Genomic DNA, 21,693 nt, shown 5'->3' with positions numbered 1-21,693 from the left:
CCTGCGTCAGGATCTCATCGATCCCGACGGGCGTGAGGCGGTCGGCACCCCGACTGACGGTCCACCGTCCGGTCCATCTGATTAACGATGAAATGGCCGGACTCATGGGTGTATGAGCCGGTCGCGAGAGGTGATCCGCGTGGCCAACCGAACCACGAACGAGCATGTCACCGAGGCCGATACGTCGGCCGCTCCGACACCGGCGTCGGAGCCATCCCCGTCCAGCGCAGCCCCGGAGAGCGAGTCGCCTTCTGTGCGCACGTTCGTTCTCGACACCAGCGTCCTGCTCTCGGACCCGAAGGCCATGACGCGCTTCGCCGAGCACCAGGTCGTCCTCCCGGTGGTGGTCATCACCGAGCTGGAGGGGAAGCGACACCACCCGGAGCTGGGCTACTTCGCCCGCTCCGCGCTCCGGCAGCTGGACGGGCTGCGGGTCACCCACGGACGCCTCGACACGGCGGTCCCGGTCGGCGAGGAGGGCGGCACGATCCGTGTCGAGCTCAACCACACCGACCCGTCCTCGCTGCCGAGCGGATTCCGGCTCGGGGACAACGACACCCGGATCCTCGCGGTCGCGCGCAACCTGCAGGGCGACGGGCTCGACGTCACCCTGGTCTCCAAGGACCTGCCGATGCGGATCAAGGCGTCCGCGGTCGGGCTGAAGGCCGAGGACTACCGCGGTGAGCGGATCAACGACTCCGACCCCGGCTACTCCGGGATGGCCGAGCTGGACGTCGCCTCCGCGTCCCTCGACGAGCTCTACGACGACGGCGTCCTCGAGCTCGACGCGGCCCGCGACCTGCCCTGCCACACGGGTCTGGTGCTGATGTCGGACCGCGGCACCGCGCTGGGCCGGGTCGGACCGGACAAGCAGGTGCACCTGGTGCGCGGGGACCGGGAGGTCTTCGGGATCCATGGCCGCTCCGCGGAGCAGCGGATCGCGCTGGAGATGCTGCTCGACCCCGAGGTCGGCATCGTCTCCCTCGGTGGCCGGGCCGGCACCGGGAAGTCCGCGCTCGCGCTGTGCGCCGGGCTGGAGGCGGTCATGGAGCGCAACCAGCACAAGAAGGTGCTGATCTTCCGCCCGCTCTTCGCCGTCGGCGGCCAGGAGCTCGGCTACCTCCCCGGCACCGAGGGCGAGAAGATGTCGCCGTGGGGCCAGGCGGTCTTCGACACGCTCTCCGCGGTCACCACGCAGGACGTGATCGACGAGATCATCGACCGGGGCATGCTGGAGGTGCTGCCGCTGACCCACATCCGCGGCCGGTCGCTCCACGACTCGTTCGTGATCGTCGACGAGGCGCAGTCGCTGGAGCGCAACGTGCTCCTGACGGTGCTCTCCCGCATCGGCGCCAACTCGAAGGTCGTGCTCACCCACGACGTCGCCCAGCGCGACAACCTCCGGGTCGGACGCCACGACGGCGTGGTCGCGGTCATCGAGAAGCTGAAGGGCCACCCGCTCTTCTCCCACGTCACCCTGACCCGCTCCGAGCGCTCGCCGATCGCCGCGCTCGTCACCGAGATGCTGGAGAACGTCGTCCCGTAATCATTGTCACGTCAACGGCCCCGGACCTGTAAGGTCTGGGGCCGTTGTGATTTCTGTGACTCATGTTACGGAAGTGATGCTCAGGACGGTCATTTCTGACCTACAAACGGTGCGTCCGGTTTGATACGAGGTTGGTGCTCATGCATTGTTTGCGGGTCTGTAATGCCTCAGCCCCCGAATGAGAGCCCGTGACCAAGCCTGTTCATCGTGCCCCGCGACATCGCGGTGCGCCAGCGAATCCGCTTGTCGACGTTCCGCACAAGGCTGCGCGTACGACCGCCAAGACAACCCTCCTCCTCTCCGTCCTCGCCCTCGGCGGGACCGGAGCCGCAGTCGCAGGCGGGGTGGCCTACACCGGCCCCGCCACCGACGACCCGACGCTCAGCGCGGGTGAGTCGGCAGCCGCCGACATTCCCGAGCTCACCGACGCCCAGCGCGCCGCGATCGAGGCCGAGTCCGCCGCCCGCGGCAACGAGACCTCCCTGTCGCGTTCTGCCGGTGACCGCCGCGAGGTCGCCGACCCCGGCAAGCAGGCCGCCCTGTCGGCCGGCAACGACGTCCGGGCCATCGCCGGCGTCGAAGAGATCGAGATCGATCTGCGCAACCCCAAGGACATCGCCAAGTCGATGCTCGGCGACTTCGGCTGGGGGATGGACCAGTTCTCCTGCCTCGAGCCGCTCTGGGAGAAGGAGTCGGGCTGGAACCCGACCGCTGCCAACCCCTCCTCCAGCGCCTACGGCATCCCGCAGGCCCTCCCCGGCTCCAAGATGGCCTCCGCCGGCGACGACTGGGAGACCAACCCCGCCACCCAGATCGAGTGGGGCCTCGGCTACATCAACGACCGCTACGGCTCCCCCTGCGGCGCCTGGAGCCACTCCCAGTCCGTCGGCTGGTACTAGGCCGAATCTGTTGGCCTGGCGGCCGAGTCGGCTCGTCCTGACGTGAAATCTCGCCGAGTCGGCGCGTTCTAACGCGCCGACTCGGCGATGTTTTTGGTCAGGACGAGCCGACTCGGCGGTTCAGGGGTGGGTCATCGACTCGACGTCGAGCGCTTCGTCCAGCTGGGCCTCGGTGAGGGTACCGTCGGCGACGTAGCCGAGCTTGATGACGGTGTCCTTGATCGTGGCGCCCTCGGCGAGGGCCTGCTTGGCGACCTTGGCGGCGGCCTCGTAGCCGATGTACTTGTTGAGCGGGGTGACGATCGAGGGGGAGGACTCGGCGTACGCGCGCAGGCGCTCGGGGACGGGGACGATCCCGTCGACGGTGCGCTCGGCCAGGACGGTCATCGAGGTCGAGAGCAGGCGGATCGACTCCAGAATGTTGCGGGCCATCACCGGCATCGCGACGTTGAGCTCGAAGGCGCCCGAGGCGCCGGCGGCGGTCACCGCGGCGTCGTTGCCGATCACCTGGAAGGCGACCATCAAGGTGGCCTCCGGCACGACCGGGTTGACCTTGCCGGGCATGATCGAGGAGCCCGGCTGGAGGTCGGGCAGGTGGATCTCGGCCAGACCGGTGGTGGGGCCGGACGACATCCAGCGCAGGTCGTTGTTGATCTTGATCAGGCCGACCGCGAGCGTCTTCAGGACGCCGGAGAGCTCGACCAGCGAGTCGCGGGTGCCCTGGGCCTCGAAGTGGTTGCGGGCCTCGGTGAACGGCTGGCCGGTGCGGTTGGAGAGGTCGGCGATCACGGCCTGCGGGAACCCGGCGGGCGTGTTGATGCCGGTCCCGACCGCGGTGCCGCCGAGCGCCAGCTCGCGCACCCTCGGGAGGACCGACTCGAGCCGCTCGGCCGCGTAGCGGACGGTGGCTGCGTACCCTCCGAACTCCTGGCCGAGGGTGACCGGGGTGGCGTCCATCAGGTGCGTACGTCCCGACTTCACCAGGCCCGAGAACTCCTCGGCCTTCGCCTCGAGCGAGCCCGCCAGGACGTCGATCGCGGGCAGCAGCTGCTCGGTGACGGCGACGGCGGCCGCGACGTGGATCGCCGTCGGGAAGGTGTCGTTGGAGGACTGGGAGGCGTTGACGTGGTCGTTGGGATGTACGTCCCTGCCCGCCCGAGCCGCCAGCGACGCGATCACCTCGTTGGCGTTCATGTTGGAGGAGGTGCCGGAACCGGTCTGGAAGACGTCGATCGGGAACGCGTCGTCGTGGCGGCCCTCGGAGACCTCGCCCGCGGCCGCGATGATCGCCTCGGCCTTGTCGCCGGGCAGGACGCCGAGGTCGAAGTTGGCCTTGGCGGCGGCCGCCTTCACATGACCGATCGCATGGATCAGCGCCGGCTCGATGGGCGTGCCCGAGATGGGGAAGTTCTCCACGGCCCGCTGGGTCTGGGCGCGCCACAGCGCATCCTTCGGGACCCGGACCTCTCCCATGGAGTCGTGCTCGATGCGAAAGCTCATGTCGTCCATGTCTGATTCAACCTTTGACTAGTTGGTGCCATTCCCGCGCGAGACCCCGTCGGCCGAGAGCCGGCCCACATAGAGCCAGTACGTCTCGGAGTGCCCCTGCAGGTCGACCGGGTAGGAGAGCGCCTCGGCCTCGTCGAAGACCTGCGCCATCACCTCCAGCAGCGCCGGAGCCTTCGCCGCCGACCACACCACCACGGTGCCACCCGGGGCCGTCGCCCGCCGCGCATCCGCCAGCGCGGGCGCCTCGTAGAGCGCTCCGTTGGCGTCGTGGACCAGGTAGCCGGGACCGTTGTCGACGTCCAGCAGCACGACGTCGTACGCCTCGGGCCGGCTCTCCCGCAGGACCACGGCCACGTCGGCCACCTCGATGTGGACGCGCTCGTCCCTCAGCAGGTCGGGGCCGTGGGGGATCCGGCCGGTACGCATCCACTCGACCAGGCGCGGCTCGATCTCGACGACCGTGACCGCCTCGACCCGTGGATCGGTCAGCACGGCCTCGAGGGTGAAGCCGAGCCCGAGGCCTCCGATGAGCACGTGCTTCGGCGCCGGGTGCAGCTCGAGGGCGTGCGTGGCCAGCGCCTTCTCAGTCGAGGTCTCCCGGGTGTCCATCACGAAGATCCCGTTGGCCCGCAGCTCGAGGTGGCCGTCCGCTCGATGCCGTAGCGCCAGCCCACCGTCGACGATCACCGATTCAGTCCCACTCACGGTTCCATTGTGTCCGATGTGGGTACCGGGCCCGTCATGAGCGATGACGACACCCAGTTCCCAGCCCAGCAGCAGGAACCTCCCGGGCTCACCGGAGAGATGGACCCGCTGCCTGATCACGGCGAGTCCAGCTACCAGGGCCACGGCCGCCTCGATGGCAAGGTCGCGCTCATCACCGGTGCCGACTCCGGCATCGGCCGCGCGGTCGCCATCGCGTACGCCCGTGAGGGGGCCGACGTGGCCTTCACCTACCTCCCGGAGGAGGAGCCGGACGCCCAGGAGACCTCGAAGCTGGTCGAGGAGGCCGGACGTACGCCGCTGGCCATCCCGATCGACCTGCGCGAGCGTGAGGCGTGCGACGAGGTCGTCGAACGCACCGTGCAGGAGCTCGGCGGCCTCGACATCCTGGTCAACAACGCCGGCTACCAGTTCGCCCGCGACAAGGGTCTGACGGACATGGACGACGAGCGGATCGACCGGACGTTCAAGACGAACCTGTACGCCCTCCTCTGGCTGACCCGCGCAGCCGTCCCGCACCTGCGGAAGAGCAACGGCTGCGTCATCAACAACGCCTCGATCCAGGCGTACGAACCTTCGACCAGCCTGCTCGACTACGCCGCGACGAAGGCGGCCATCAACAACTTCACCGTCAACCTCGCCGCCGAGCTCGGGCCCGACGGGGTCCGGGTGAACGCAGTGGCCCCGGGGCCGATCTGGACCCCGCTGCAGCCGGCGACGCAGGCGCCGGAGAAGGTGCAGAAGTTCGGGGCGAACACGCCGCTGGGGCGCGCCGGTCAGCCGGCCGAGGTCGCGCCCGCGTTCGTGTTCCTGGCCTCTCCGGCCGAGGCGTCCTACGTCTCCGGCACCGTTCTCGGGGTGACTGGGGGACGGCCGGTGTTCTGATGGCCGCGAGCAGCTTTCACCCCGGTGAGATCGAGGGCGGTGGTCCGGACGAGGACCCGGCCGAGCGGATCACCCGGAACTGGAACGAGCTCCTCCAAGAGCTGCGGGTGCTGCAGACCGGCGTGCAGATCCTGACCGGTTTCCTGCTGACGGTCCCGTTCTCGCCCCGCTTCCCGGACCTGGCCGACCATCAGCAGACGATCTACCTCGTCGTGCTGGTCGGCTCGGTCATCACCACCTCCCTGATCATCGCCCCGGTCTCCTTCCACCGGATCCTGTTCCGGCGTCGCCAGCGGCCGTGGCTGGTCACGGCCTCGCACGCCTGTGCCCGCGCCGGACTGGCAGGATTCGCGGTCACCTCGGCGCTGGTCGTGCTGCTCGTCTTCGACGTCGTCCTCTCCTTCGGTGCCGGGGTCGTCGCCGCGGTCGGCGTACTGGTCCTGTTCGTCTCGCTGTGGGCGGGACTGCCGCTGCTCAACGGGCGAAATAACTCGCACTGACCCCATGTGATGACCACCACACCGGGAGTACGCTGGTCGGAAACCGAGTCTGGTGGGCTTATGTGGTCGTTCTTCTGGATCCTCGTCGCGGTACTGCTCGGAATTGCCGAGGCGTTCACGATGACGCTGGCGTTCGCTTTCGTCGCCGGCGGGGCGCTCCTTGCCGCGGGCAGCGCGGCCTTGGGCGCGCCCGTGCTGGTGCAGATGCTGGTCTTCGCGCTCGCGGGTGGCGGCAGCGTGCTGCTGGTGCGGCCGATCGCACGCCGTCACATGGCCCTGCCGCCGCCGGTGCGTGATGGCACCGACGCGCTGGTCGGCCGTCAGGCGGTCGTCCTCGCGGAGGTGAGCTACGCGCACGGGCTGGTCCGGCTCGCGGGCGAGGAATGGACCGCCCGCCCCTACGACGAGGACCTGGTCATCCCGGTCGGATGCCGGGTCGACGTGCTCGAGATCGAAGGCGCGACGGCGCTCGTGCATCCGCGCGACCCGCTGTCGCTGTCCCCTTAGAGGAGGGCGTACGAGATGGAACTTCTGCTGATCGTTCTGGTCATGGTCGCGCTTGTGGTGGGGGCGGTCGCCTCGACGGTGCGGATCGTGCCGCAGGCCCGGCGCTACAACATCGAGCGCTTCGGGCGCTACCGGATCACGCTCCAGCCAGGGCTGAACTTCGTGATCCCGCTCGTGGACCGGGTCAACACCAAGCTGGACGTACGCGAGACCGTCTACTCCTCCAACCCGCGTCCGGTGATCACCGAGGACAACCTGGTGGTCAACATCGACACGGTGCTCTACTACCAGATCACCGACCCGCGGGCGGCCGCCTACGAGGTCGCGAACTACCTGCAGGCGATCGACCAGCTCACCGTCACCACGCTGCGAAACCTGATCGGCTCGATGGACCTGGAGCGCACCCTGACCTCGCGCGAGACGATCAACGCGCGGCTGCGTGAGGTGCTCGACGACGCCACCGGGAAATGGGGGATCCGGGTCAACCGGGTCGAGATCAAGGCGATCGACCCGCCGGCCTCGATCAAGGAGGCGATGGAGAAGCAGATGCGCGCCGAGCGTGACAAGCGCGCCGCCATCCTGCACGCGGAGGGCAAGCGGGCCTCGCTGATCCTCGAGGCCGAGGGCACCCGGCAGAAGTCCATCCTGGAGGCGGAGGGCAACCAGCAGGCCCGGATCCTCGAGGCCGAGGGTGAGGCCACCGCGTTGGAGCGGGTCTTCCAGGCGGTCCACGCCAACGACGCCGACCCCAAGGTCCTGGCCTACAAGTACCTCGAGATGCTGCCTTCGCTCGCGTCGCACGGCAACTCGTTCTGGGTCATCCCCGGCGAGCTCACCGAGGCGATGCGTACGGTCACCGGCGCCTTCGCCGACAACGCCTCCTCTATGCAGTCGGCGAAGGGGTCGGACAACGGCCACGACGCAGGACGTACGCCGCCGGTTCCCTCGCCTCGCGAGGCGATCGAGCAGGCGGAGCACGAGGCGGCCAAGGCGGTCGAGGCGGCCCACGAGGAGTCGGCCCGGGCGGACCGCATCATCGGGTGACGCCGCAAAGGTCGCAGAAACCCGTTTCCCGAGGGCACCCGGTCGCTGACAAGATGGCCGGGTGCCGCTGTCCACCCCGACGCTGACGACCGAGCGGTTGCGGCTGCGGCCGTTCGCCGCCGCCGATGCCGAGCCGCTGTTCGCCCTCCAGAGCGACGCGTACGTCCTGCGCTACTGGGACTCGCCGCCCTGGACCGAGCGGGCGCGTGCCGAGCAGTTCATCGCCCGAAGCCATGCGATGGCCGAGGAGGGGAGCGGGGCGCGGCTGGTCATCGAGCGCGACTCCACCTTCGCCGGCTGGTGCACCCTGAACTCCTGGAATCCCGACTTCCGCAGCGCCTCGCTGGGCTACTGCCTCGCCCGGGCGGGGTGGGGTCAGGGCATCGCGACCGAGGCCGCGGGCGCGCTCGTGGACTGGGCCTTCGACACCCTGGACCTGAACCGGGTCCAGGCCGAGGCCGACACCCGCAACGCCGCCTCCGCCCGGGTGCTGGAGAAGCTCGGCTTCACGCTGGAGGGGACTCTGCGCGAGGACTGCGTCGTGAACGGTGACGTCTCGGACTCGTGGGTGTTCGGGCTGCTGCGCCGGGAGTGGTTCTCCCCGTAACGGGGTACCGCACGGAACATGAGCCAGCAACCGTTACCAGCAGAGGGCCCCGACGATCCCGATTACACCGAGGAGACGGGGGAGGACGAGGAGGGCGGCCAGGTGTCCGCGGCCGAGAACCTCGAAGGCGAGGGTGGCACTCCGATCGCGCCGTCCGACGCGACTGCCGGCTACCCCGACTCCGAATCCGGCAGCCCGGACACGCACGGGTCCGGGCCCGGTGAGGCGCCGCCCGAGAACCGGCGCGACAACGACGTCTAGGGACTCTGCGTACGTCCAGCCCCTGCGGTACACCGAATCTCGGTGTGCCGCAGGGACCATCAGGCGCGTACGCGGCGCCCAGCAGGATCAGCCGAAGAGGTCGCCCAACCAGGACTCGCGGTGGTGGCCGCGGCGGTTGTCGTGGCGGCGGTCGTCGTCGTCATAGTCGCGCCGCTCGTACTCCCGCTTCTCATAGCGTCGCTCGTCGCGCTTCTGCTCCTGGCGGGGCTGCTGGTAGCTGCCGGGCTGCGGGGCACCGACGGACCGCTCGATGATCTTGTCGATCTCGCCGCGGTCCAGCCACACGCCACGGCACTGCGGGCAGTAGTCGATCTCGATGCCTTGGCGCTCGCTCATCACCAGGGTGGCACCGTCGATGGGGCACTGCATGGGGGTCTCCTCGTCGTCGGGGATCGGCGCCCATCAACCTAGCCGGTCGCTCGGCATCGCCGAGGCTCGACGTCGGCGGATATCCGGTCTTCGGCTGCTCCGGAAGGATTGGGATCAGTCGCCGAGACGCTTGAACGGCTCGATGGCGAAGACGACGTCGACGGCGACGTCGAAGTAGGCGGCGATCCGCAGAGCAAGATGCAACGAGGGGCTGTATTCGCCCCGCTCCAGGTAGCCCACGGTCTGGTAGTGGACGCCGAGGGCGTCGGCGAGCTCCCGGCGCGAGATGCCGCGCTCGGCGCGTAGCATCGCGATCCGGTTGTAGACGGTGTCCGATTCGTTGGCCACAGGTCAGTAGCCCCTGGACATGACCTTGTCGCGCGCTGCCGCGATCGCGGAGCCGGTCTGGCGGCGAGCCATCCGGCGGAGCACGATCGGTGCCAGCACGAGGCCGACCACGGCCCAGACGCCGAGGACGCCGAACATCTCGACCGTACGCCAGGAGTCTCCGATCTCCGCGGCCTCCGCCCCCGCGGGCATCATCGCGGACCGCGTGCCGAGCCCGAGCCAGTAGAAGGGGAAGATCTGCCCGACCCACTGCAGCCAGGTGGGCATCGCGGTGATCGGGTAGAAGATGCCGGAGATCGCGATCAACAGCATCGAGGCCAGCATGATCAGCATCGACTGGGCGCTCGACTTGAAGATCGAGCCGAGCGCCGACCCGATCGGGACGGTCGCGACCATGCCGACGACGAAGATGACCGGGAGCAGCAGCGCCGTGCGGCCGTCGATCCGGAGGTCGCCGATCACCGTCATCGCGGGGATCGCGAGCAGCACCAGGCTGGCCAGCGTGGTCAGCCCGAAGAACCAGATCTTGCCGATCAGGTAGCCGAGCATCCCGTCGGGCGTCGCCTTGGCCCGCAGCAGCGTGCCGTCCTCACGGTCGGTGGCGATCTGCATCGCCGGGCCCGCGAGGCCGCCGAAGGCGATCGACATCCCGATCAGGCTCGGCAGCACCATCGCACCCAGGGCGAGGTCGGTGCCGGGCACGGTGTTGCCGCGCATGAACAAGAGCGTCACCGTGAAGCTGACCGGGAACAGGAGCATCCAGAAGATGTCGCCGACGTCGGTCAGCGAATACTTGGTCTCCAGCCAGCCGCGGTGCAGCCCGGCGCGTACGGCGACGCCGCGCGTGCCTGTGGTCCCGGTGGTGATCATGACAGCGCCTCCAGCTTCTCGTGCTCCTCGGCCAGGCCGCTCTCGACCCGCTGGACGAGCGCGAGGTAGGTGTCCTCGAGGTTGGCCCGTTTCACCTCGAGCTCGGTCACGTCGGGGTCGGTCGCGAGCAGGCGGCGTACGAACTCGGTCGGGTCGCGGTCCTCGACCGCGTGCACGTGCCGCTCGCCTCCGGCGGTCCAGCGGACCTCCGCCTTGGTCGCGAGGTCGAGGGCCAGCTTGTCGGGACTGCCGTCGGCGATGATCGTGCCGCGGTCGAGCACGAGGATCCGGTCGGCGAGCTTCTCCGCCTCGGCCAGGTCATGGGTGGTCAGCAGCACGGTGGTGTTCTCGAAGTCGGAGAGCCGGTGCACCAGCTCGTGGAACTCTCGTCGCGCGTGCGGGTCGAAGCCGGCCGTCGGCTCGTCGAGGAACACCAGCTCGGGACGGCCGACGATGCCGATCGCGACGTCGACCCGGCGGCGCTGGCCGCCGGAGAGCCGCATCACCCTCTGGTCTGCGTGGGCGGTGAGGCCGACGACGGCGAGGAGCTCGTCGACGTCCCACGGGCGAGGGACCTCAGCGGTGGCGTACGGCGCGTAGAACCGCGCGTGGTAGTCGAGCAGGTCGCGCACCCGCCAGCGGCTGTGGTCCCGCCATGACTGGAGCACCACGCCGACCCGCGCTCGCCACCGTTCGTCGCCCCGTGCCGGGTCGGAGCCCAGCACCGAGACGTCGCCCGAGGCCGGCATCCGGAACCCTTCGAGGACCTCGATGGTCGTGGTCTTGCCGGCGCCGTTGGGGCCGAGCAGGGCGACGACCTCGCCGCGACGGGCGGAGAAGGTCACACCCTTGAGCACCTCGTTGCTGCCGTAGCGCACCCGCAGGTCGCGTACGTCGAGCGCGAGGTCGGTGAGCGCTGTTGTGCTCTCGCTATCGGGCATAGCAGGAATACTACGACCGATAGACGAAGTGCGACAGCGAATTGGGTGGGCGCCCGCTCAGCGCTCCTTGGAGCGCACCCGGATCCCGGTCAGCGGCACCGTGGTGGTGCCGGAAGGGTCGGTGAAGAAGTCGTTGCCCTCGCCGTCGACGACGATGAAGGCCGGGAAGTTCTCGACCTCGATCTTCCAGACCGCCTCCATGCCGAGCTCGGGGTACTCGAGCACCTCGACCGACTTGATGCAGTCCTGCGCCAGCCGGGCAGCGGGGCCGCCGATGGAGCCGAGGTAGAAGCCGCCGTAGGTCCCGCACGCCTCGGCGACGACCTTGGAGCGGTTGCCCTTGGCCAGCATGACCATTGAGCCGCCGGCAGCCTGGAACTGCTCGACGTAGGAGTCCATCCGGCCGGCGGTGGTCGGCCCGAAGGACCCGCTCGCCATGCCCTCGGGCGTCTTGGCGGGCCCGGCGTAGTAGACCGGGTGGTTCTTCAGGTAGTCCGGCATCTCCTCGCCGGCGTCGAGGCGCTCCTTGATCTTGGCGTGCGCGATGTCGCGGGCCACGACCATCGGGCCGGACAGCGACAGGCGGGTCTTGACCGGGTGCTGCGACAGCGTCGCCAGGATCTTGTCCATGGGCTGGTTCAGATCGATCGAGACGACCTCGCCGGCCGAGATCTCCTCGGCCATGCCGGCGTCGGGCATGTACTGCGCCGGGTCGGTCTCGAGCTGCTCGAGGAAGACGCCGTCGCGGGTGATCTTGCCCAGCGCCTGGCGGTCGGCGGAGCAGGAGACCGCGATCGCCACCGGGCAGGACGCGCCGTGGCGGGGGAGCCGGACGACGCGTACGTCATGGCAGAAGTACTTGCCACCGAACTGGGCCCCGATCCCGAAGGACTGGGTGAGCTCGAAGACCTTCTCCTCCAGGTCGGTGTCGCGGAAGCCGTGGGCGCTCATCGAGCCCTCGGTCGGGAGGTTGTCGAGGTAGTGGGCACTCGCGTACTTCGCGGTCTTGAGCGCGAACTCCGCCGAGGTCCCGCCGATGACGACGGCGAGGTGGTACGGCGGGCAGGCGGCGGTGCCGAGCGAGCGGATCTTCTCGTCGAGGAAGGTGAGGATCCGGTCGGGGTTGAGGATCGCCTTGGTCTCCTGGAACAGGAACGACTTGTTGGCCGAGCCGCCGCCCTTGGCCATGAAGAGGAACTTGTACTCCGGGCCGTTCTCGCCCTCGGTGGTCGAGTAGATCTCGACCTGCGCGGGCAGGTTGGAGCCGGTGTTCTTCTCCTCGTACGTGGTCAGCGGCGCCAGCTGGGAGTAGCGCAGGTTGAGCTTGGTGTAGGCGTCGAAGACACCGCGGCTGACGGTCTCGGCGTCGTCGGCGCCGGTCAGCACACCCTCGGACTTCTTGCCCATCACGATCGCGGTGCCGGTGTCCTGGCACATCGGCAGGATCCCGCCGGCGGAGATGTTGACGTTCTTGAGCAGGTCGAGCGCGACGAAGCGGTCGTTCCCGGAGGCCTCGGGGTCGTCGATGATCTTCCGCAGCTGCTTGAGGTGGGCCGGGCGGAGGTACTGGTTGATGTCCTTCATCGCCTCGGCGGTCAGCCGGCGGATCGCCTCGGGGTCGACCTTGAGGAACTTGCGCCCGTCGACCTCGATCTCTTCCACCCCCTCGCTCGTGATCAAGCGGTAAGGAGTGTCGTCCTTGCCGGTCGGGAGGAGGTCGGAGTACCGGAACTCAACGTCAGCCACGGAAGAGAATCGTACGCCGCCGGGGATGTCACAGATCGCGCGCGTCCGTCGTCTAGATGTCGAGCGCCCCCGGAGAGCGGGGCCGAGAACCAGGAGGAGAAATGACTGCCACCCGTATTGCGCCCGCTGAGATCACCGGCTTCAAGGGGATGCTGATCAAGCGGTTCGCCAAGAAGATGCTCGGTCAGGTGCCGTCCTCGGTCGGCGTCTACTGGCACAACCAGGAGGTGCTGATGGGCATGTCCGGCCTGGGCTCCAAGGTGAAGAAGTGGGACGCCTGCGACGAGCAGCTGAAGTCCTTCGCCCACATGGCCGTCGCCTCGGCCGTGGGATGCAGCTGGTGCCTGGACTACAACTACTTCGAGGTGCACAACCGCGGTCTCGACATGGACAAGGCCCGGGAGGTGCCGCGCTGGCGTGAGTCCGAGGTCTTCACGCCGCTGGAGCGGGACGTGATGGCGTACGCCGAGGCGATGAGCGAGGCGGAGCCGACCGTCACCGACGAGATGGTGTCGGGCCTGGTCGCGCAGCTCGGCGAGGCGGCGGTGATCGAGCTGACCGCGGTCATCGGGTTCGCCAACTTCTCGACCCGCACCAACATCGCCCTGGGTATCGAGTCCGACGGCTTCGCGGAGGCCTGTGAGCTCAAGCCGCTCGCACAGCGCGGAGGTCAGCCGTCCACGATCGGGTGAACGCCTTGCGTCGGGTGCCCACGATTCCGTTACAGTGATCGAGACCCAACCCACACGGGAGTCCGCGGCAGCGGGCTGAGAGGGAGCTGGAGCCGCTCCGACCGTAGTACCTGATCCGGATCATGCCGGCGAAGGAAGTGACCTGACGTGTTGCCTGCTCTACCGCGGTTCTTCTGCCTCGTGTCCACGACCGACGACCTGACGCTCCTGCCTGCGCTCGCCGCAGCAGGAGTCGACGGCTTCCAGGTACGCGACAAGGGCGCGACCACACGGGAGTTGGTGGTCCTCACCGCGTCCGTCATCGAGCTCGTCGCGGCGTACGAGGCGCGCGTCGTCGTCGACGACCGGCTCGACGTCGCGCTCGCCGCCGGTGCTGACGGCGTCCATCTCGGCGCGTCCGATCTGCCGTTGGCCGACGCCCGGCGGATCGCCGACGCGGTCGCTCCGGGGCTGATCATCGGCGCGACCTGCCGGGACCGTGCCGCGGTCGAGGCGGCTGCCGCCGCGGGCGCGGACTACGCCGGGTTCGGACCGGTCTTCGCCACCACCTCCAAGGCCGGACTTCCCGACCCGCTCGGCGTCGACGCGGTCACGGCCGCCGCCGGTGTCCTGCCGCTGATCGCGATCGGCGGGATCTCGACCACCTCCGCCGGGGCCGTCCGCGCCGCCGGCGCCCACGGAGTCGCCGTGATCGGCGGACTCTGGCGACAACCCGACCCACTCCAGGCCGCGAAGGAGCTCGTGGAAGCCGTCGGCTGATGCGGGTACGGATCCTCGGTGCCGGGATCGTCGGGCTGTCCGTGGCCGACGAGTTGCTCCGCCGCGGGCACGACGTCACCCTGGTCGATCCGGCACCGGGCTTCGGGGCGTCGTACGCCGCGGCCGGCATGCTCAGCCCGGCCGGCGAGGCCTGGTACGGCGAGGAGTCGCTGACCCGGCTGTGCTTATCGTCGCTGGCACTGTGGCCGGGGTTCGCCGCCCGGCTCGGGGTGCCCGTGCACACCCGCGGGACGCTGCTCGTCGGCCTCGACGCCGGGGACGTCCAGCAGGTCGAGCGGCAGCTCTCGGTGCTCGATCTCGCCGGGGTCTCCTACGAGAGACTCCTACGCCGCGAGCTGCTCGCCCGCGAGCCCGGACTCGGCCGCGTCGCCGGCGGGGCCTTCCTCGCCGAGGACCACTCGGTCGACCCGCGTGCGGTCGTCGCGGCCCTGCTCGAACGGGTCGGGGACCGCGTTGGTGTCGAGACCAGCACGGTCGCTGACGTGACCGTCATAGCCACAGGGGTGAACCTCCCCGACCCGTACTCCTCCCTGATCCGCCCGGTGCGCGGGGACGTCGTGCGGGTGCGGACGCAGGAGCCGGTGGCGCGGACGGTGCGGGCCTGGGCGCACGGCGAGCAGATCTACGTGGTGCCACGGATCGACAGCGACGAGGTGGTCATCGGGGCCACCACCGAGGAGCGCGACGGTCCGCTGCTGCCGACCGTCGAAGGCGTGTGGCGGCTGCTCGACTCCGCCCGCCGGGTGGTGCCGGCGCTGGACCGCGCGAGCGTGGTGGAGTCGACCTCGCGCGACCGCCCGGGCACCGCCGACAACCTCCCGCTGGTCGGCCCGACCCACGAGCCGGGAGTCGTGCTCGCCGCGGGGGCCTACCGCAACGGCGTCCTGCTGGCGCCGCTCATCGCGCAGCTGGTGGCCGACCACATCGAGACAGGGTCAGTGGAGCCCGCGGTCGATCCGCGTCGGTTCCGGATGAAGGAGGACGGATGAAGATCACCGTGAACAGCGAGCCGATGGAGGTCAGCGGCACCGTTGCCGACCTGCTCGAGGCACGTACCGGCGACCGGCGGCCGAGCGGCATCGCCGTTGCCGTGGACGAGGAGATCGTGCCGCGCGACGACTGGGCGCGATGGCCGCTCCAGGACGGACATGTCGTCGAGATCGTGACGGCGGTGCAGGGCGGATGACCAACCCACCGACGAGCAGCCTGAAGGTCGCCGGGCGCGAGCTCTCCTCACGCCTCTTCCTCGGCACCGGTGGCCTGCCCAACCTGGCCCTGCTCCCCGACGTCATCGCCGCCGCCGAGCCCGGCCTGGTGACGGTCTCGATGCGGCGTACGTCCTCGACGGCCTCCGGCGGGCTGCTCGAGACGCTGCGTGCGGCGGAGGTGCCGATCCTGCCCAACACCGCGGGCTGCCTCTCGGCTCGCGAGGCGGTGCTGACCGCCGAGCTCGCCCGCGAGGCGCTGGAGACGGATTGGGTCAAGCTGGAGGTGATCGGTGACGAGACCTCGCTGATGCCCGATGCCGTCGAGCTCGTCGAGGCCGCCGAGCAGCTGGTGCGCAAGGGCTTCACGGTCCTTCCGTACGCCACCGACGACCCGGTTCTCGCCCGCCGGCTCGAGGACGTGGGCTGCGCGGCGGTGATGCCGCTCGGCTCGCCGATCGGGTCGGGGCTCGGGCTGCTGAACCCGTACGCGATCGAGGCGGTCGTCGCCGCGGTGTCCGTGCCCGTCGTGCTCGACGCCGGTGTCGGGACAGCTTCGGACGCGGCCCTGGCGATGGAGCTCGGCTGCTCAGCGGTCCTCGCCGCCACCGCGGTGACCCGCGCCGACGACCCGGTCGGCATGGCTCGCGCGCTGCGCCTGGCGGTCGAGGCCGGGCAGACCGCCCGCGCCGCCGGTCGGATCCCGCGGCAGGCGGTCGCCCGGGCGTCGTCCCCCATGGAGGGCCGGATCGCATGACCGTACTGCCGCGCCTGCTCGTCCTCACCGACCGCTCCCAGCTGCCGCTCGGCCGCAGCCTGTTCGCGACGATGGCAGCGTGCGCCGAGGCGGGCCTGACCCACGTCGTGCTCCGCGAGCTCGACGAGCCCCTGGAGCATCGGGCCAAGCTGGCCGAGCTGCTCGCCGGACTCGGCCTGAACGTCATCGCCGCCCACACCCCGCTCCCTGCAGCGGAGGGCCTGCACCTGCCCGCCTCCGCGAGCTGTAGTCGGTGTCACAGCGTGTTACACCGCGGCCGGAGCTGCCACAGCCCCGCCGAGGTCGCCACCGCCGCCGAGGAGGGGTTCGACTACGCGATGCTGAGCCCGTACGCGCTGACCGAGTCCAAGCCCGGCTACGGGCCGCCGCTGGGGCCGGCCGCGTTCGGCGACCTGCCGCTGCCGACATACGCGCTGGGCGGGATCACCCCGGACAACGCCGCGGCGGCGGTGGCGGCCGGGGCCCACGGGGTGGCCGTGATGGGCGCGGTGATGCGCGCGGAGGAGCCGGCCGAGGTCGTACGCGACCTGCTGGCGGCCCTCGGCACGACGGCGGTGGCGTCGTGAACCCGCCGGTCGCGCTCACCATCGCGGGCACCGACTCCGGGGGAGCGGCGGGCACGGCCGCCGATCTGGCCACCTTCGCCGCGCTCGGGGTCCATGGAGCCTGCGTGATCACCGCCGTCACCGCCCAGGACACGACCGGGGTCAGCGATATCCACGCCATCCCGGTCGCCACCGTCGAGGCTCAGCTCCGCGCCGTCTTCGACGATCTCCCCGTCGCGGCGGTCAAGACCGGGATGCTCGGCAGCGCCGAGGCGGTCGCGCTCGTCGCGCGGCTCTGCGCCGGCCGGCCGCTCGTCGTCGACCCCGTCCTGGTCGCCACCTCCGGCGCGGTGCTCGGCGGTGAGGACGTACGCCGCGCCTACCTCGACCACCTGCTCCCCGTCGCCACCGTCGTCACCCCCAACCTCGACGAGGCCGGGGCCCTGGCGGGTCACGACGGATCGCCCGAGGAGATCGCCGCGGGACTGGCAAGCGCGAAGTCTGCGGTGATCGTCACCGGCGGTGACCCGGAAGCCACCGGCACATGCACCGACTGGCTCGCAGAGCCGGGGAGACCCCCGATCCCGCTCACCCATCCCGCCGTCCCGACGAAGAACGACCACGGCACCGGCTGCACCTACAGCTCGGCCCTGGCCGCCCACCTCGCCCACGGCGCCCCGCTGCGCGAAGCGGCGGAGCAGGCCGCCGCGTACGTCACCCGACAGCTCACCAGAAGCCAGCACTGGACCCTCGGCCGTGGCCGAGGACCGATCGCTCACACCAAGGAGATCGCATGACCGTCCACCCCGCCCACACCCGCCTCGAGATCGGCGACCTGAAGGTCCCGGTGACCCGGGTCGCGCTCACCAACGGTGAGACCTTCGACCGCTACTGCACCGAGGGCCCCGGCTCGCAGCCGGAGCAGGGCCTCCCGCCGCGCCGCGACGAGTGGATCGTCGAGCGAGGCGACACCGAGACCTACGAGGGCCGCCGGACCGAGCTGGTGGACAACGGCAAAGCAGCCGTACGCCGCGGCGAGGCCCGGCAGGAGTGGCAGGGCGAGCGCCGCCAGCCGCGCAGGGGCGAGAACGTCACCCAGATGCACTACGCAAGAAAGGGCATCATCACCAAGGAGATGGCCTACGTCGCGGTGCGTGAGAGCTGCGACCCCGAGCTGGTCCGCGAGGAGGTGGCGGCGGGCCGGGCGATCATCCCGAACAACGTCAACCACCCCGAGTCCGAGCCGATGATCATCGGACGCAGGTTCCTGGTGAAGATCAACGCCAACATCGGCAACTCCGCGGTCACCAGCAGCATCGCGGAGGAGGTCGACAAGCTCACCCACGCGATCACCTGGGGAGCGGACACGGTGATGGACCTGAGCACCGGCGACGACATCCACACCACCCGCGAGTGGATCCTGCGCAACTCACCCGTCCCGATCGGCACCGTGCCGATCTACCAGGCCCTGGAGAAGGTCAACGGCGAGGCCGACAAGCTCACGTGGGAGGTGTTCCGGGACACCGTCATCGAGCAGGCCGAGCAGGGCGTCGACTACATGACGATCCATGCGGGCGTCCTGCTCCGCTACGTCCCGCTCACCGCCAACCGCGTCACCGGCATCGTGTCCCGAGGCGGCTCGATCATGGCCGGCTGGTGTCTCGCGCACCACCAGGAGAGCTTCCTCTACACCCACTTCGACGAGCTCTGCGAGATCTTCAAGCAGTACGACGTCGCCTTCTCGCTCGGCGACGGGCTCCGCCCGGGCTCCACCGCCGACGCCAACGACGAGGCCCAGCTCAGCGAGCTGCGGACGCTGGCCGAGCTCACCGAGAGGGCCTGGGAGCACGACGTACAGGTCATGGTCGAGGGCCCCGGGCACGTCCCGCTCAACCTCGTGGAGGAGAACGTACGACTCCAGCAGGAGTGGTGCCACGGCGCGCCGTTCTACACGCTGGGCCCGCTCGCCACCGACATCGCGCCCGGCTACGACCACATCACGAGTGCCATCGGTGCGGCCACGATCGCGATGCACGGCACCGCGATGCTCTGCTACGTCACCCCCAAGGAGCACCTCGGCCTGCCGGACCGGGACGACGTGAAGACGGGCGTGATCACCTACAAGCTCGCCGCCCACGCCGCCGACATCGCCAAGGGCCACCCCGGCGCCCGCGACCACGACGACGCGCTCTCCAGGGCTCGCTTCGAGTTCCGCTGGCGTGACCAGTTCGCCCTCTCGCTGGACCCCGTCACCGCGGAGAGCTTCCACGACGAGACGCTGCCGGCGGAGAACGCCAAGACCGCCCACTTCTGCTCCATGTGCGGCCCGAAGTTCTGCTCGATGAAGATCAGTCAGGACGTACGCGACCGCTTCGGCGGCGAGAACGGCGCGTCCCCCGAGGAGATCGAGGCGGGGATGCTGGAGAAGTCGAAGGAGTTCGCGGCCGCAGGGAGCCGGGTCTACCTCCCGCTCGCCGACTGACCCGCCGGCTACGAGTCCGACCGCAGGCTCTCGTAGACCCTCGCGAGTCCCTCCGAGCCGTGCCCTGCAGCGATCTGTTCGCTGATCAGTGCTTGAGCGGCAGCGATGGGGGAGGGGTCGACCCCCTCCTCCTCGCTGGCCCGCACGATGTGCGAGAGGTCGGAGAACTCCAGGCTCTGCTGGCCAGGGACGGAGTAGTCGCCGCCGTCGATGACCTTCGCGTAGCCGGCCAGCTCCTCGGTCATGGCGGCCAGGAACGGAGCCTGTCGAGCGGCGAAGTCCGCCGCGCTCATCCCCATGGTGGCGGCCATCGCGGCACCGTGGAAGAAGCCCGTGAACATCTGGTACATCCCCGACAGCATCGCCAGGTCCACCAGCGACGCCCGGCCGGCGTCCTCGCCGTGGAACTCGCTCGTGGCCCAGACCTCGAGCGTCGGCAGCACGGCGTCGTACGCGGCCCGTGAGCCGCTGTAGAAGATCTGGCCAGCGCGGGACCCGATCATGGCGGGCACGGCCATGATGGCGCCGTCGAGGTAGTCGATGCCGTGCTCGGCCGCCCAGGAGGCGAGCGCACGGGCCTCGTTGGGCGTCGTGGTCGTGACGTTGACCAGGGTGCGGCCACGCAGCTCGCCGGCGGCCAGGCCGAGGGTCTCCTCGACGGAGGAGTGATCGAGCAGGCAGGCGATGACCACGGGGCTCGCCAGCACCGCTGCCGGGACCGAGTCCGCGGCACCGGCGCCGCGGGCCACCAGCTCCTTGGCGCGGCCAGGCGTACGGTTCCAGACGGTCACGGAACGACCGGCGTCGAGCAGCGCGGTGGCCAGCGCGCTGCCCATCGCGCCGAGGCCGAGCACGCTGACGTCGGTCGAGGGGATCGAGTTTCCATTGGTTTCTGACACGTCATCCATGCTGGAGGAGATCGCCCGGCTGCGGGAGTACCCACTATTTACTGGGGTACGCACCCATCGGTCAGTGCTCAGCCTCAGGGTTGAACCTGAGAGACGGGCGACACGTACGCCGATAGCATTCAGGACCATGGGACTCCCTGAACCGCACCCCGGCCAGCCCCGCCGAGCCGACCTGCGTGTCAGCGATGCCGACCGCCACGCCGTGGCCGACATCCTGCGCGAGGCTGCCGGCGAGGGCCGCCTGGACATCGACGAGCTGGAGGAGCGGCTCGAGGAGACCTACAAGGCCAAGACGTACGCCGACCTGGAGCCGATCACGCAGGACCTGCCGGTCGCGGGGCAGGCGCCGGTCTCACCGCCATCGGCCGCGGTGCCGGTCGTCTACGGCGAGGGCGCGGCGAGCGACAGTGCCAGCGCGTTCCTGAGCAACGTCGAGCGCAAGGGCGTATGGGTGGTTCCCCAGCAGTTCTCGGTCAATGCGGTGCTGGGCGACGCCAACATCGACCTGCGGGAGGCGCACTACTCGGCGCGGGAGGTGGTCATCAACGCGACCTCCGTCCTGGGCAGCGTGAAGGTCACCGTCCCGCCGAACGTGCACGTGATCGTCGAGGGCAACGGCGTCCTCGGCGACTTCAAGGAGCCCTCGGAGAAGGTGCCCGAGGCGCTCACCGCGGACTCCCCGGTGGTGCGGGTGCGGGGCCTCGCCGTGCTCGGCGACGTGACCGTCAAGCGCCGAGGTCCGCGCGGCCCGAGGCGCACGCTGAAGCAGCACCTCGGCCTGGAGTGAATGGTGTAGGGGGATTGTTGAGGCACAGTCTCGAAGCCCCCACTAGCATTCGCCCCATGGGAACGACCCCCGAGCCATTCCGCGGCCAGAATCCTGATCCGAACCTCCGGATCAGCGATGCCGACCGCCACAAGGTGGCTGACATCCTGCGCGAGGCCGCGGGCGAGGGCCGCCTGGAGATCGACGAGCTCGACGACCGCCTCGAGGCGACCTTCAAGGCCAAGACGTACGCCGACCTGGTCCCGATCACGGTCGACCTGCCGGCCGCGGGCACCCCGGCGCCGCCGGTTCCGGTGTCCAAGCCCGCCAACGCGAGCAGCCCCGCCGTCTTCGCAGCCAATCCGATCGAGAGCCAGCTCTACGTCGCGATCATGAGCGGTGTCGACCGTCGCGGGGTCTGGACGGTGCCGGCGACCGGCAACGTGATCGCCCTGATGGGCGGCGCCGAGCTCGACATGCGTCAGGCGCAGTTCTCCGCGCAGGAGACCGTGATCTACGCCAACGCGATCATGGGTGGGGTCAACATCACCGTCGGCCCCGATGTCCAGGTCGTGATGCAGGGAGTCGGGATCATGGGCGGCTACGTCGGTCCGCGCGGGATCGAGCCGACCGGCGGTCCGGTGCTGCGGGTGAAGGGCCTGGCGCTGATGGGTGGCGTCACGGTCATCCGCAAGCCGCTGAAGGAAGCGAAGGGCTCGCGGCAGCTGAAGATGCCGCCGCCGCACGAGCTGCACTGAGCA

The 21,693-nt window shown here is 69.9% G+C and carries 26 protein-coding genes and 1 riboswitch; of the genes, 18 read left to right on the top strand and 8 right to left on the bottom strand.

The features are described from left to right. Positions 1–304: 304 nt before the first annotated feature. Both ACW14X_RS07800 and ACW14X_RS07795 read left to right on the top strand, forming a co-directional pair. Positions 305–1,546: a PhoH family protein gene (locus tag ACW14X_RS07800; protein ID WP_457166055.1), complete on the top strand. Its 1,242-nt coding sequence runs from the start codon at positions 305–307 to the stop codon at positions 1,544–1,546. Between the two features lie 188 nt (positions 1,547–1,734). Beyond that, a complete protein-coding gene (locus tag ACW14X_RS07795) occupies positions 1,735–2,445 on the top strand; it encodes an aggregation-promoting factor C-terminal-like domain-containing protein (protein ID WP_160024902.1) in 711 nt (236 codons plus the stop codon). Positions 2,446–2,565: 120 nt separating this feature from the next. Here ACW14X_RS07795 and ACW14X_RS07790 read toward each other — a convergent pair whose 3' ends face one another. Continuing rightward, the gene (locus tag ACW14X_RS07790) at positions 2,566–3,954 is read right to left on the bottom strand and encodes a class II fumarate hydratase (RefSeq protein ID WP_160024901.1); all 1,389 of its coding nucleotides are present in this window, start codon (positions 3,952–3,954) and stop codon (positions 2,566–2,568) included. A gap of 18 nt (positions 3,955–3,972) precedes the next feature. After that, positions 3,973–4,659 (bottom strand): spermidine synthase, encoded by a 687-nt coding sequence (locus tag ACW14X_RS07785; protein WP_457165214.1) that lies wholly within the window; start codon positions 4,657–4,659, stop codon positions 3,973–3,975. A 36-nt stretch (positions 4,660–4,695) separates the two neighbouring features. Here ACW14X_RS07785 and ACW14X_RS07780 point away from each other — a divergent pair, with 36 nt between their 5' ends. From ACW14X_RS07780 to ACW14X_RS07755, 6 genes are all read left to right on the top strand, one after another. Further along, positions 4,696–5,562 carry a glucose 1-dehydrogenase gene (locus ACW14X_RS07780; RefSeq protein WP_350714631.1) on the top strand — a complete coding sequence of 289 codons (867 nt, stop codon included), beginning with the start codon at positions 4,696–4,698 and terminating at the stop codon, positions 5,560–5,562. Beyond that, entirely contained in the window at positions 5,562–6,062 is a 501-nt protein-coding gene (locus ACW14X_RS07775) for a DUF6328 family protein (RefSeq protein WP_457165213.1), read from the top strand. The genes ACW14X_RS07780 and ACW14X_RS07775 overlap by 1 nt, the downstream gene beginning before the upstream one ends. A gap of 60 nt (positions 6,063–6,122) precedes the next feature. Beyond that, positions 6,123–6,569 carry an NfeD family protein gene (locus ACW14X_RS07770; protein ID WP_160024897.1) on the top strand — a complete coding sequence of 149 codons (447 nt, stop codon included), beginning with the start codon at positions 6,123–6,125 and terminating at the stop codon, positions 6,567–6,569. A 15-nt stretch (positions 6,570–6,584) separates the two neighbouring features. Next, complete coding sequence (locus tag ACW14X_RS07765; RefSeq protein ID WP_160024896.1) at positions 6,585–7,613, top strand: SPFH domain-containing protein; 1,029 nt, start codon at positions 6,585–6,587, stop codon at positions 7,611–7,613. Between the two features lie 61 nt (positions 7,614–7,674). Beyond that, complete coding sequence (locus ACW14X_RS07760) at positions 7,675–8,220, top strand: GNAT family N-acetyltransferase (protein WP_457165212.1); 546 nt, start codon at positions 7,675–7,677, stop codon at positions 8,218–8,220. 18 nt (positions 8,221–8,238) lie between these two features. Then, positions 8,239–8,481, top strand: coding sequence for a hypothetical protein (locus ACW14X_RS07755; RefSeq protein WP_457165211.1), 243 nt, complete (start codon positions 8,239–8,241; stop codon positions 8,479–8,481). Positions 8,482–8,568: 87 nt separating this feature from the next. On the opposite strand, the gene ACW14X_RS07750 is transcribed toward ACW14X_RS07755, so the two are convergent. From ACW14X_RS07750 to ACW14X_RS07730, 5 genes are all read right to left on the bottom strand, one after another. Next, positions 8,569–8,871 carry a TFIIB-type zinc ribbon-containing protein gene (locus ACW14X_RS07750; RefSeq protein ID WP_350714639.1) on the bottom strand — a complete coding sequence of 101 codons (303 nt, stop codon included), beginning with the start codon at positions 8,869–8,871 and terminating at the stop codon, positions 8,569–8,571. A 114-nt stretch (positions 8,872–8,985) separates the two neighbouring features. Further along, a complete protein-coding gene (locus tag ACW14X_RS07745) occupies positions 8,986–9,219 on the bottom strand; it encodes a helix-turn-helix transcriptional regulator (RefSeq protein WP_292648302.1) in 234 nt (77 codons plus the stop codon). Positions 9,220–9,222: 3 nt separating this feature from the next. Further along, positions 9,223–10,089, bottom strand: coding sequence for an ABC transporter permease (locus ACW14X_RS07740; RefSeq protein ID WP_160024892.1), 867 nt, complete (start codon positions 10,087–10,089; stop codon positions 9,223–9,225). Then, positions 10,086–11,030: an ABC transporter ATP-binding protein gene (locus ACW14X_RS07735; protein ID WP_457165210.1), complete on the bottom strand. Its 945-nt coding sequence runs from the start codon at positions 11,028–11,030 to the stop codon at positions 10,086–10,088. Before ACW14X_RS07735 ends, ACW14X_RS07740 begins: the two co-directional genes overlap by 4 nt. Positions 11,031–11,087: 57 nt before the next feature. After that, positions 11,088–12,776: a fumarate hydratase gene (locus tag ACW14X_RS07730; RefSeq protein ID WP_457165209.1), complete on the bottom strand. Its 1,689-nt coding sequence runs from the start codon at positions 12,774–12,776 to the stop codon at positions 11,088–11,090. 101 nt (positions 12,777–12,877) lie between these two features. On the opposite strand from ACW14X_RS07730, the gene ACW14X_RS07725 reads away from it, so the two are divergent. The 8 genes from ACW14X_RS07725 to thiC all read left to right on the top strand — a co-directional run bounded on the left by ACW14X_RS07725 (position 12,878) and on the right by thiC (position 19,258). After that, the gene (locus ACW14X_RS07725; protein WP_457165208.1) at positions 12,878–13,468 is read left to right on the top strand and encodes a carboxymuconolactone decarboxylase family protein; all 591 of its coding nucleotides are present in this window, start codon (positions 12,878–12,880) and stop codon (positions 13,466–13,468) included. A 44-nt stretch (positions 13,469–13,512) separates the two neighbouring features. Next, a riboswitch (TPP riboswitch) is annotated at positions 13,513–13,622 on the top strand. A 26-nt stretch (positions 13,623–13,648) separates the two neighbouring features. Beyond that, positions 13,649–14,227: a thiamine phosphate synthase gene (gene thiE, locus ACW14X_RS07720; protein WP_457165207.1), complete on the top strand. Its 579-nt coding sequence runs from the start codon at positions 13,649–13,651 to the stop codon at positions 14,225–14,227. Next, entirely contained in the window at positions 14,227–15,237 is a 1,011-nt protein-coding gene (locus ACW14X_RS07715; protein WP_457165206.1) for an FAD-dependent oxidoreductase, read from the top strand. The genes thiE and ACW14X_RS07715 overlap by 1 nt, the downstream gene beginning before the upstream one ends. Beyond that, complete coding sequence (gene thiS / locus ACW14X_RS07710) at positions 15,234–15,434, top strand: sulfur carrier protein ThiS (RefSeq protein WP_160024886.1); 201 nt, start codon at positions 15,234–15,236, stop codon at positions 15,432–15,434. Before ACW14X_RS07715 ends, thiS begins: the two co-directional genes overlap by 4 nt. Further along, positions 15,431–16,210: a thiazole synthase gene (locus ACW14X_RS07705; RefSeq protein ID WP_457165205.1), complete on the top strand. Its 780-nt coding sequence runs from the start codon at positions 15,431–15,433 to the stop codon at positions 16,208–16,210. The genes thiS and ACW14X_RS07705 overlap by 4 nt, the downstream gene beginning before the upstream one ends. Beyond that, on the top strand, positions 16,207–16,797 hold the full coding sequence (locus ACW14X_RS07700) for a thiamine phosphate synthase (protein WP_457165204.1): 591 nt from the start codon (positions 16,207–16,209) through the stop codon (positions 16,795–16,797). Before ACW14X_RS07705 ends, ACW14X_RS07700 begins: the two co-directional genes overlap by 4 nt. Further along, positions 16,794–17,573 (top strand): bifunctional hydroxymethylpyrimidine kinase/phosphomethylpyrimidine kinase, encoded by a 780-nt coding sequence (thiD, locus tag ACW14X_RS07695; protein WP_457165203.1) that lies wholly within the window; start codon positions 16,794–16,796, stop codon positions 17,571–17,573. The genes ACW14X_RS07700 and thiD overlap by 4 nt, the downstream gene beginning before the upstream one ends. Then, on the top strand, positions 17,570–19,258 hold the full coding sequence (thiC, locus tag ACW14X_RS07690; protein ID WP_457165202.1) for a phosphomethylpyrimidine synthase ThiC: 1,689 nt from the start codon (positions 17,570–17,572) through the stop codon (positions 19,256–19,258). Before thiD ends, thiC begins: the two co-directional genes overlap by 4 nt. An 8-nt stretch (positions 19,259–19,266) precedes the next feature. On the opposite strand, the gene ACW14X_RS07685 is transcribed toward thiC, so the two are convergent. Next, positions 19,267–20,166, bottom strand: a complete 900-nt coding sequence (locus tag ACW14X_RS07685) for an NAD(P)-dependent oxidoreductase (protein WP_457165201.1) — start codon at positions 20,164–20,166, stop codon at positions 19,267–19,269. Positions 20,167–20,293: 127 nt separating this feature from the next. Here ACW14X_RS07685 and ACW14X_RS07680 point away from each other — a divergent pair, with 127 nt between their 5' ends. Next, positions 20,294–20,953 (top strand): DUF1707 SHOCT-like domain-containing protein, encoded by a 660-nt coding sequence (locus ACW14X_RS07680; protein WP_350714657.1) that lies wholly within the window; start codon positions 20,294–20,296, stop codon positions 20,951–20,953. A gap of 56 nt (positions 20,954–21,009) precedes the next feature. Next, positions 21,010–21,690 carry a DUF1707 SHOCT-like domain-containing protein gene (locus ACW14X_RS07675; RefSeq protein WP_350838243.1) on the top strand — a complete coding sequence of 227 codons (681 nt, stop codon included), beginning with the start codon at positions 21,010–21,012 and terminating at the stop codon, positions 21,688–21,690. The last annotated feature ends 3 nt before the right edge of the window (positions 21,691–21,693 follow it).

It is taken from the genome of Nocardioides sp. YJ-D4, assembly GCF_054031495.1.
This window is presented reverse-complemented; position numbering and strand designations above follow the sequence as displayed.

What these genes read in the sequence shown, in the direction of transcription:
- ACW14X_RS07800 (WP_457166055.1), top strand. Translation starts at nt 305, where the DNA reads ATGACGCGCTTCGCCGAGCACCAGGTCGTCCTCCCGGTGGTGGTCATC.
- ACW14X_RS07790 (WP_160024901.1), bottom strand. Translation starts at nt 3,954, where the DNA reads ATGGACGACATGAGCTTTCGCATCGAGCACGACTCCATGGGAGAGGTC.
- ACW14X_RS07780 (WP_350714631.1), top strand. Translation starts at nt 4,696, where the DNA reads ATGAGCGATGACGACACCCAGTTCCCAGCCCAGCAGCAGGAACCTCCC.
- ACW14X_RS07775 (WP_457165213.1), top strand. Translation starts at nt 5,562, where the DNA reads ATGGCCGCGAGCAGCTTTCACCCCGGTGAGATCGAGGGCGGTGGTCCG.
- ACW14X_RS07770 (WP_160024897.1), top strand. Translation starts at nt 6,123, where the DNA reads ATGTGGTCGTTCTTCTGGATCCTCGTCGCGGTACTGCTCGGAATTGCC.
- ACW14X_RS07765 (WP_160024896.1), top strand. Translation starts at nt 6,585, where the DNA reads ATGGAACTTCTGCTGATCGTTCTGGTCATGGTCGCGCTTGTGGTGGGG.
- ACW14X_RS07755 (WP_457165211.1), top strand. Translation starts at nt 8,239, where the DNA reads ATGAGCCAGCAACCGTTACCAGCAGAGGGCCCCGACGATCCCGATTAC.
- ACW14X_RS07750 (WP_350714639.1), bottom strand. Translation starts at nt 8,871, where the DNA reads ATGCAGTGCCCCATCGACGGTGCCACCCTGGTGATGAGCGAGCGCCAA.
- ACW14X_RS07740 (WP_160024892.1), bottom strand. Translation starts at nt 10,089, where the DNA reads ATGATCACCACCGGGACCACAGGCACGCGCGGCGTCGCCGTACGCGCC.
- ACW14X_RS07735 (WP_457165210.1), bottom strand. Translation starts at nt 11,030, where the DNA reads ATGCCCGATAGCGAGAGCACAACAGCGCTCACCGACCTCGCGCTCGAC.
- ACW14X_RS07725 (WP_457165208.1), top strand. Translation starts at nt 12,878, where the DNA reads ATGACTGCCACCCGTATTGCGCCCGCTGAGATCACCGGCTTCAAGGGG.
- ACW14X_RS07715 (WP_457165206.1), top strand. Translation starts at nt 14,227, where the DNA reads ATGCGGGTACGGATCCTCGGTGCCGGGATCGTCGGGCTGTCCGTGGCC.
- thiS (WP_160024886.1), top strand. Translation starts at nt 15,234, where the DNA reads ATGAAGATCACCGTGAACAGCGAGCCGATGGAGGTCAGCGGCACCGTT.
- ACW14X_RS07705 (WP_457165205.1), top strand. Translation starts at nt 15,431, where the DNA reads ATGACCAACCCACCGACGAGCAGCCTGAAGGTCGCCGGGCGCGAGCTC.
- ACW14X_RS07700 (WP_457165204.1), top strand. Translation starts at nt 16,207, where the DNA reads ATGACCGTACTGCCGCGCCTGCTCGTCCTCACCGACCGCTCCCAGCTG.
- thiC (WP_457165202.1), top strand. Translation starts at nt 17,570, where the DNA reads ATGACCGTCCACCCCGCCCACACCCGCCTCGAGATCGGCGACCTGAAG.
- ACW14X_RS07685 (WP_457165201.1), bottom strand. Translation starts at nt 20,166, where the DNA reads ATGGATGACGTGTCAGAAACCAATGGAAACTCGATCCCCTCGACCGAC.
- ACW14X_RS07680 (WP_350714657.1), top strand. Translation starts at nt 20,294, where the DNA reads ATGGGACTCCCTGAACCGCACCCCGGCCAGCCCCGCCGAGCCGACCTG.
- ACW14X_RS07675 (WP_350838243.1), top strand. Translation starts at nt 21,010, where the DNA reads ATGGGAACGACCCCCGAGCCATTCCGCGGCCAGAATCCTGATCCGAAC.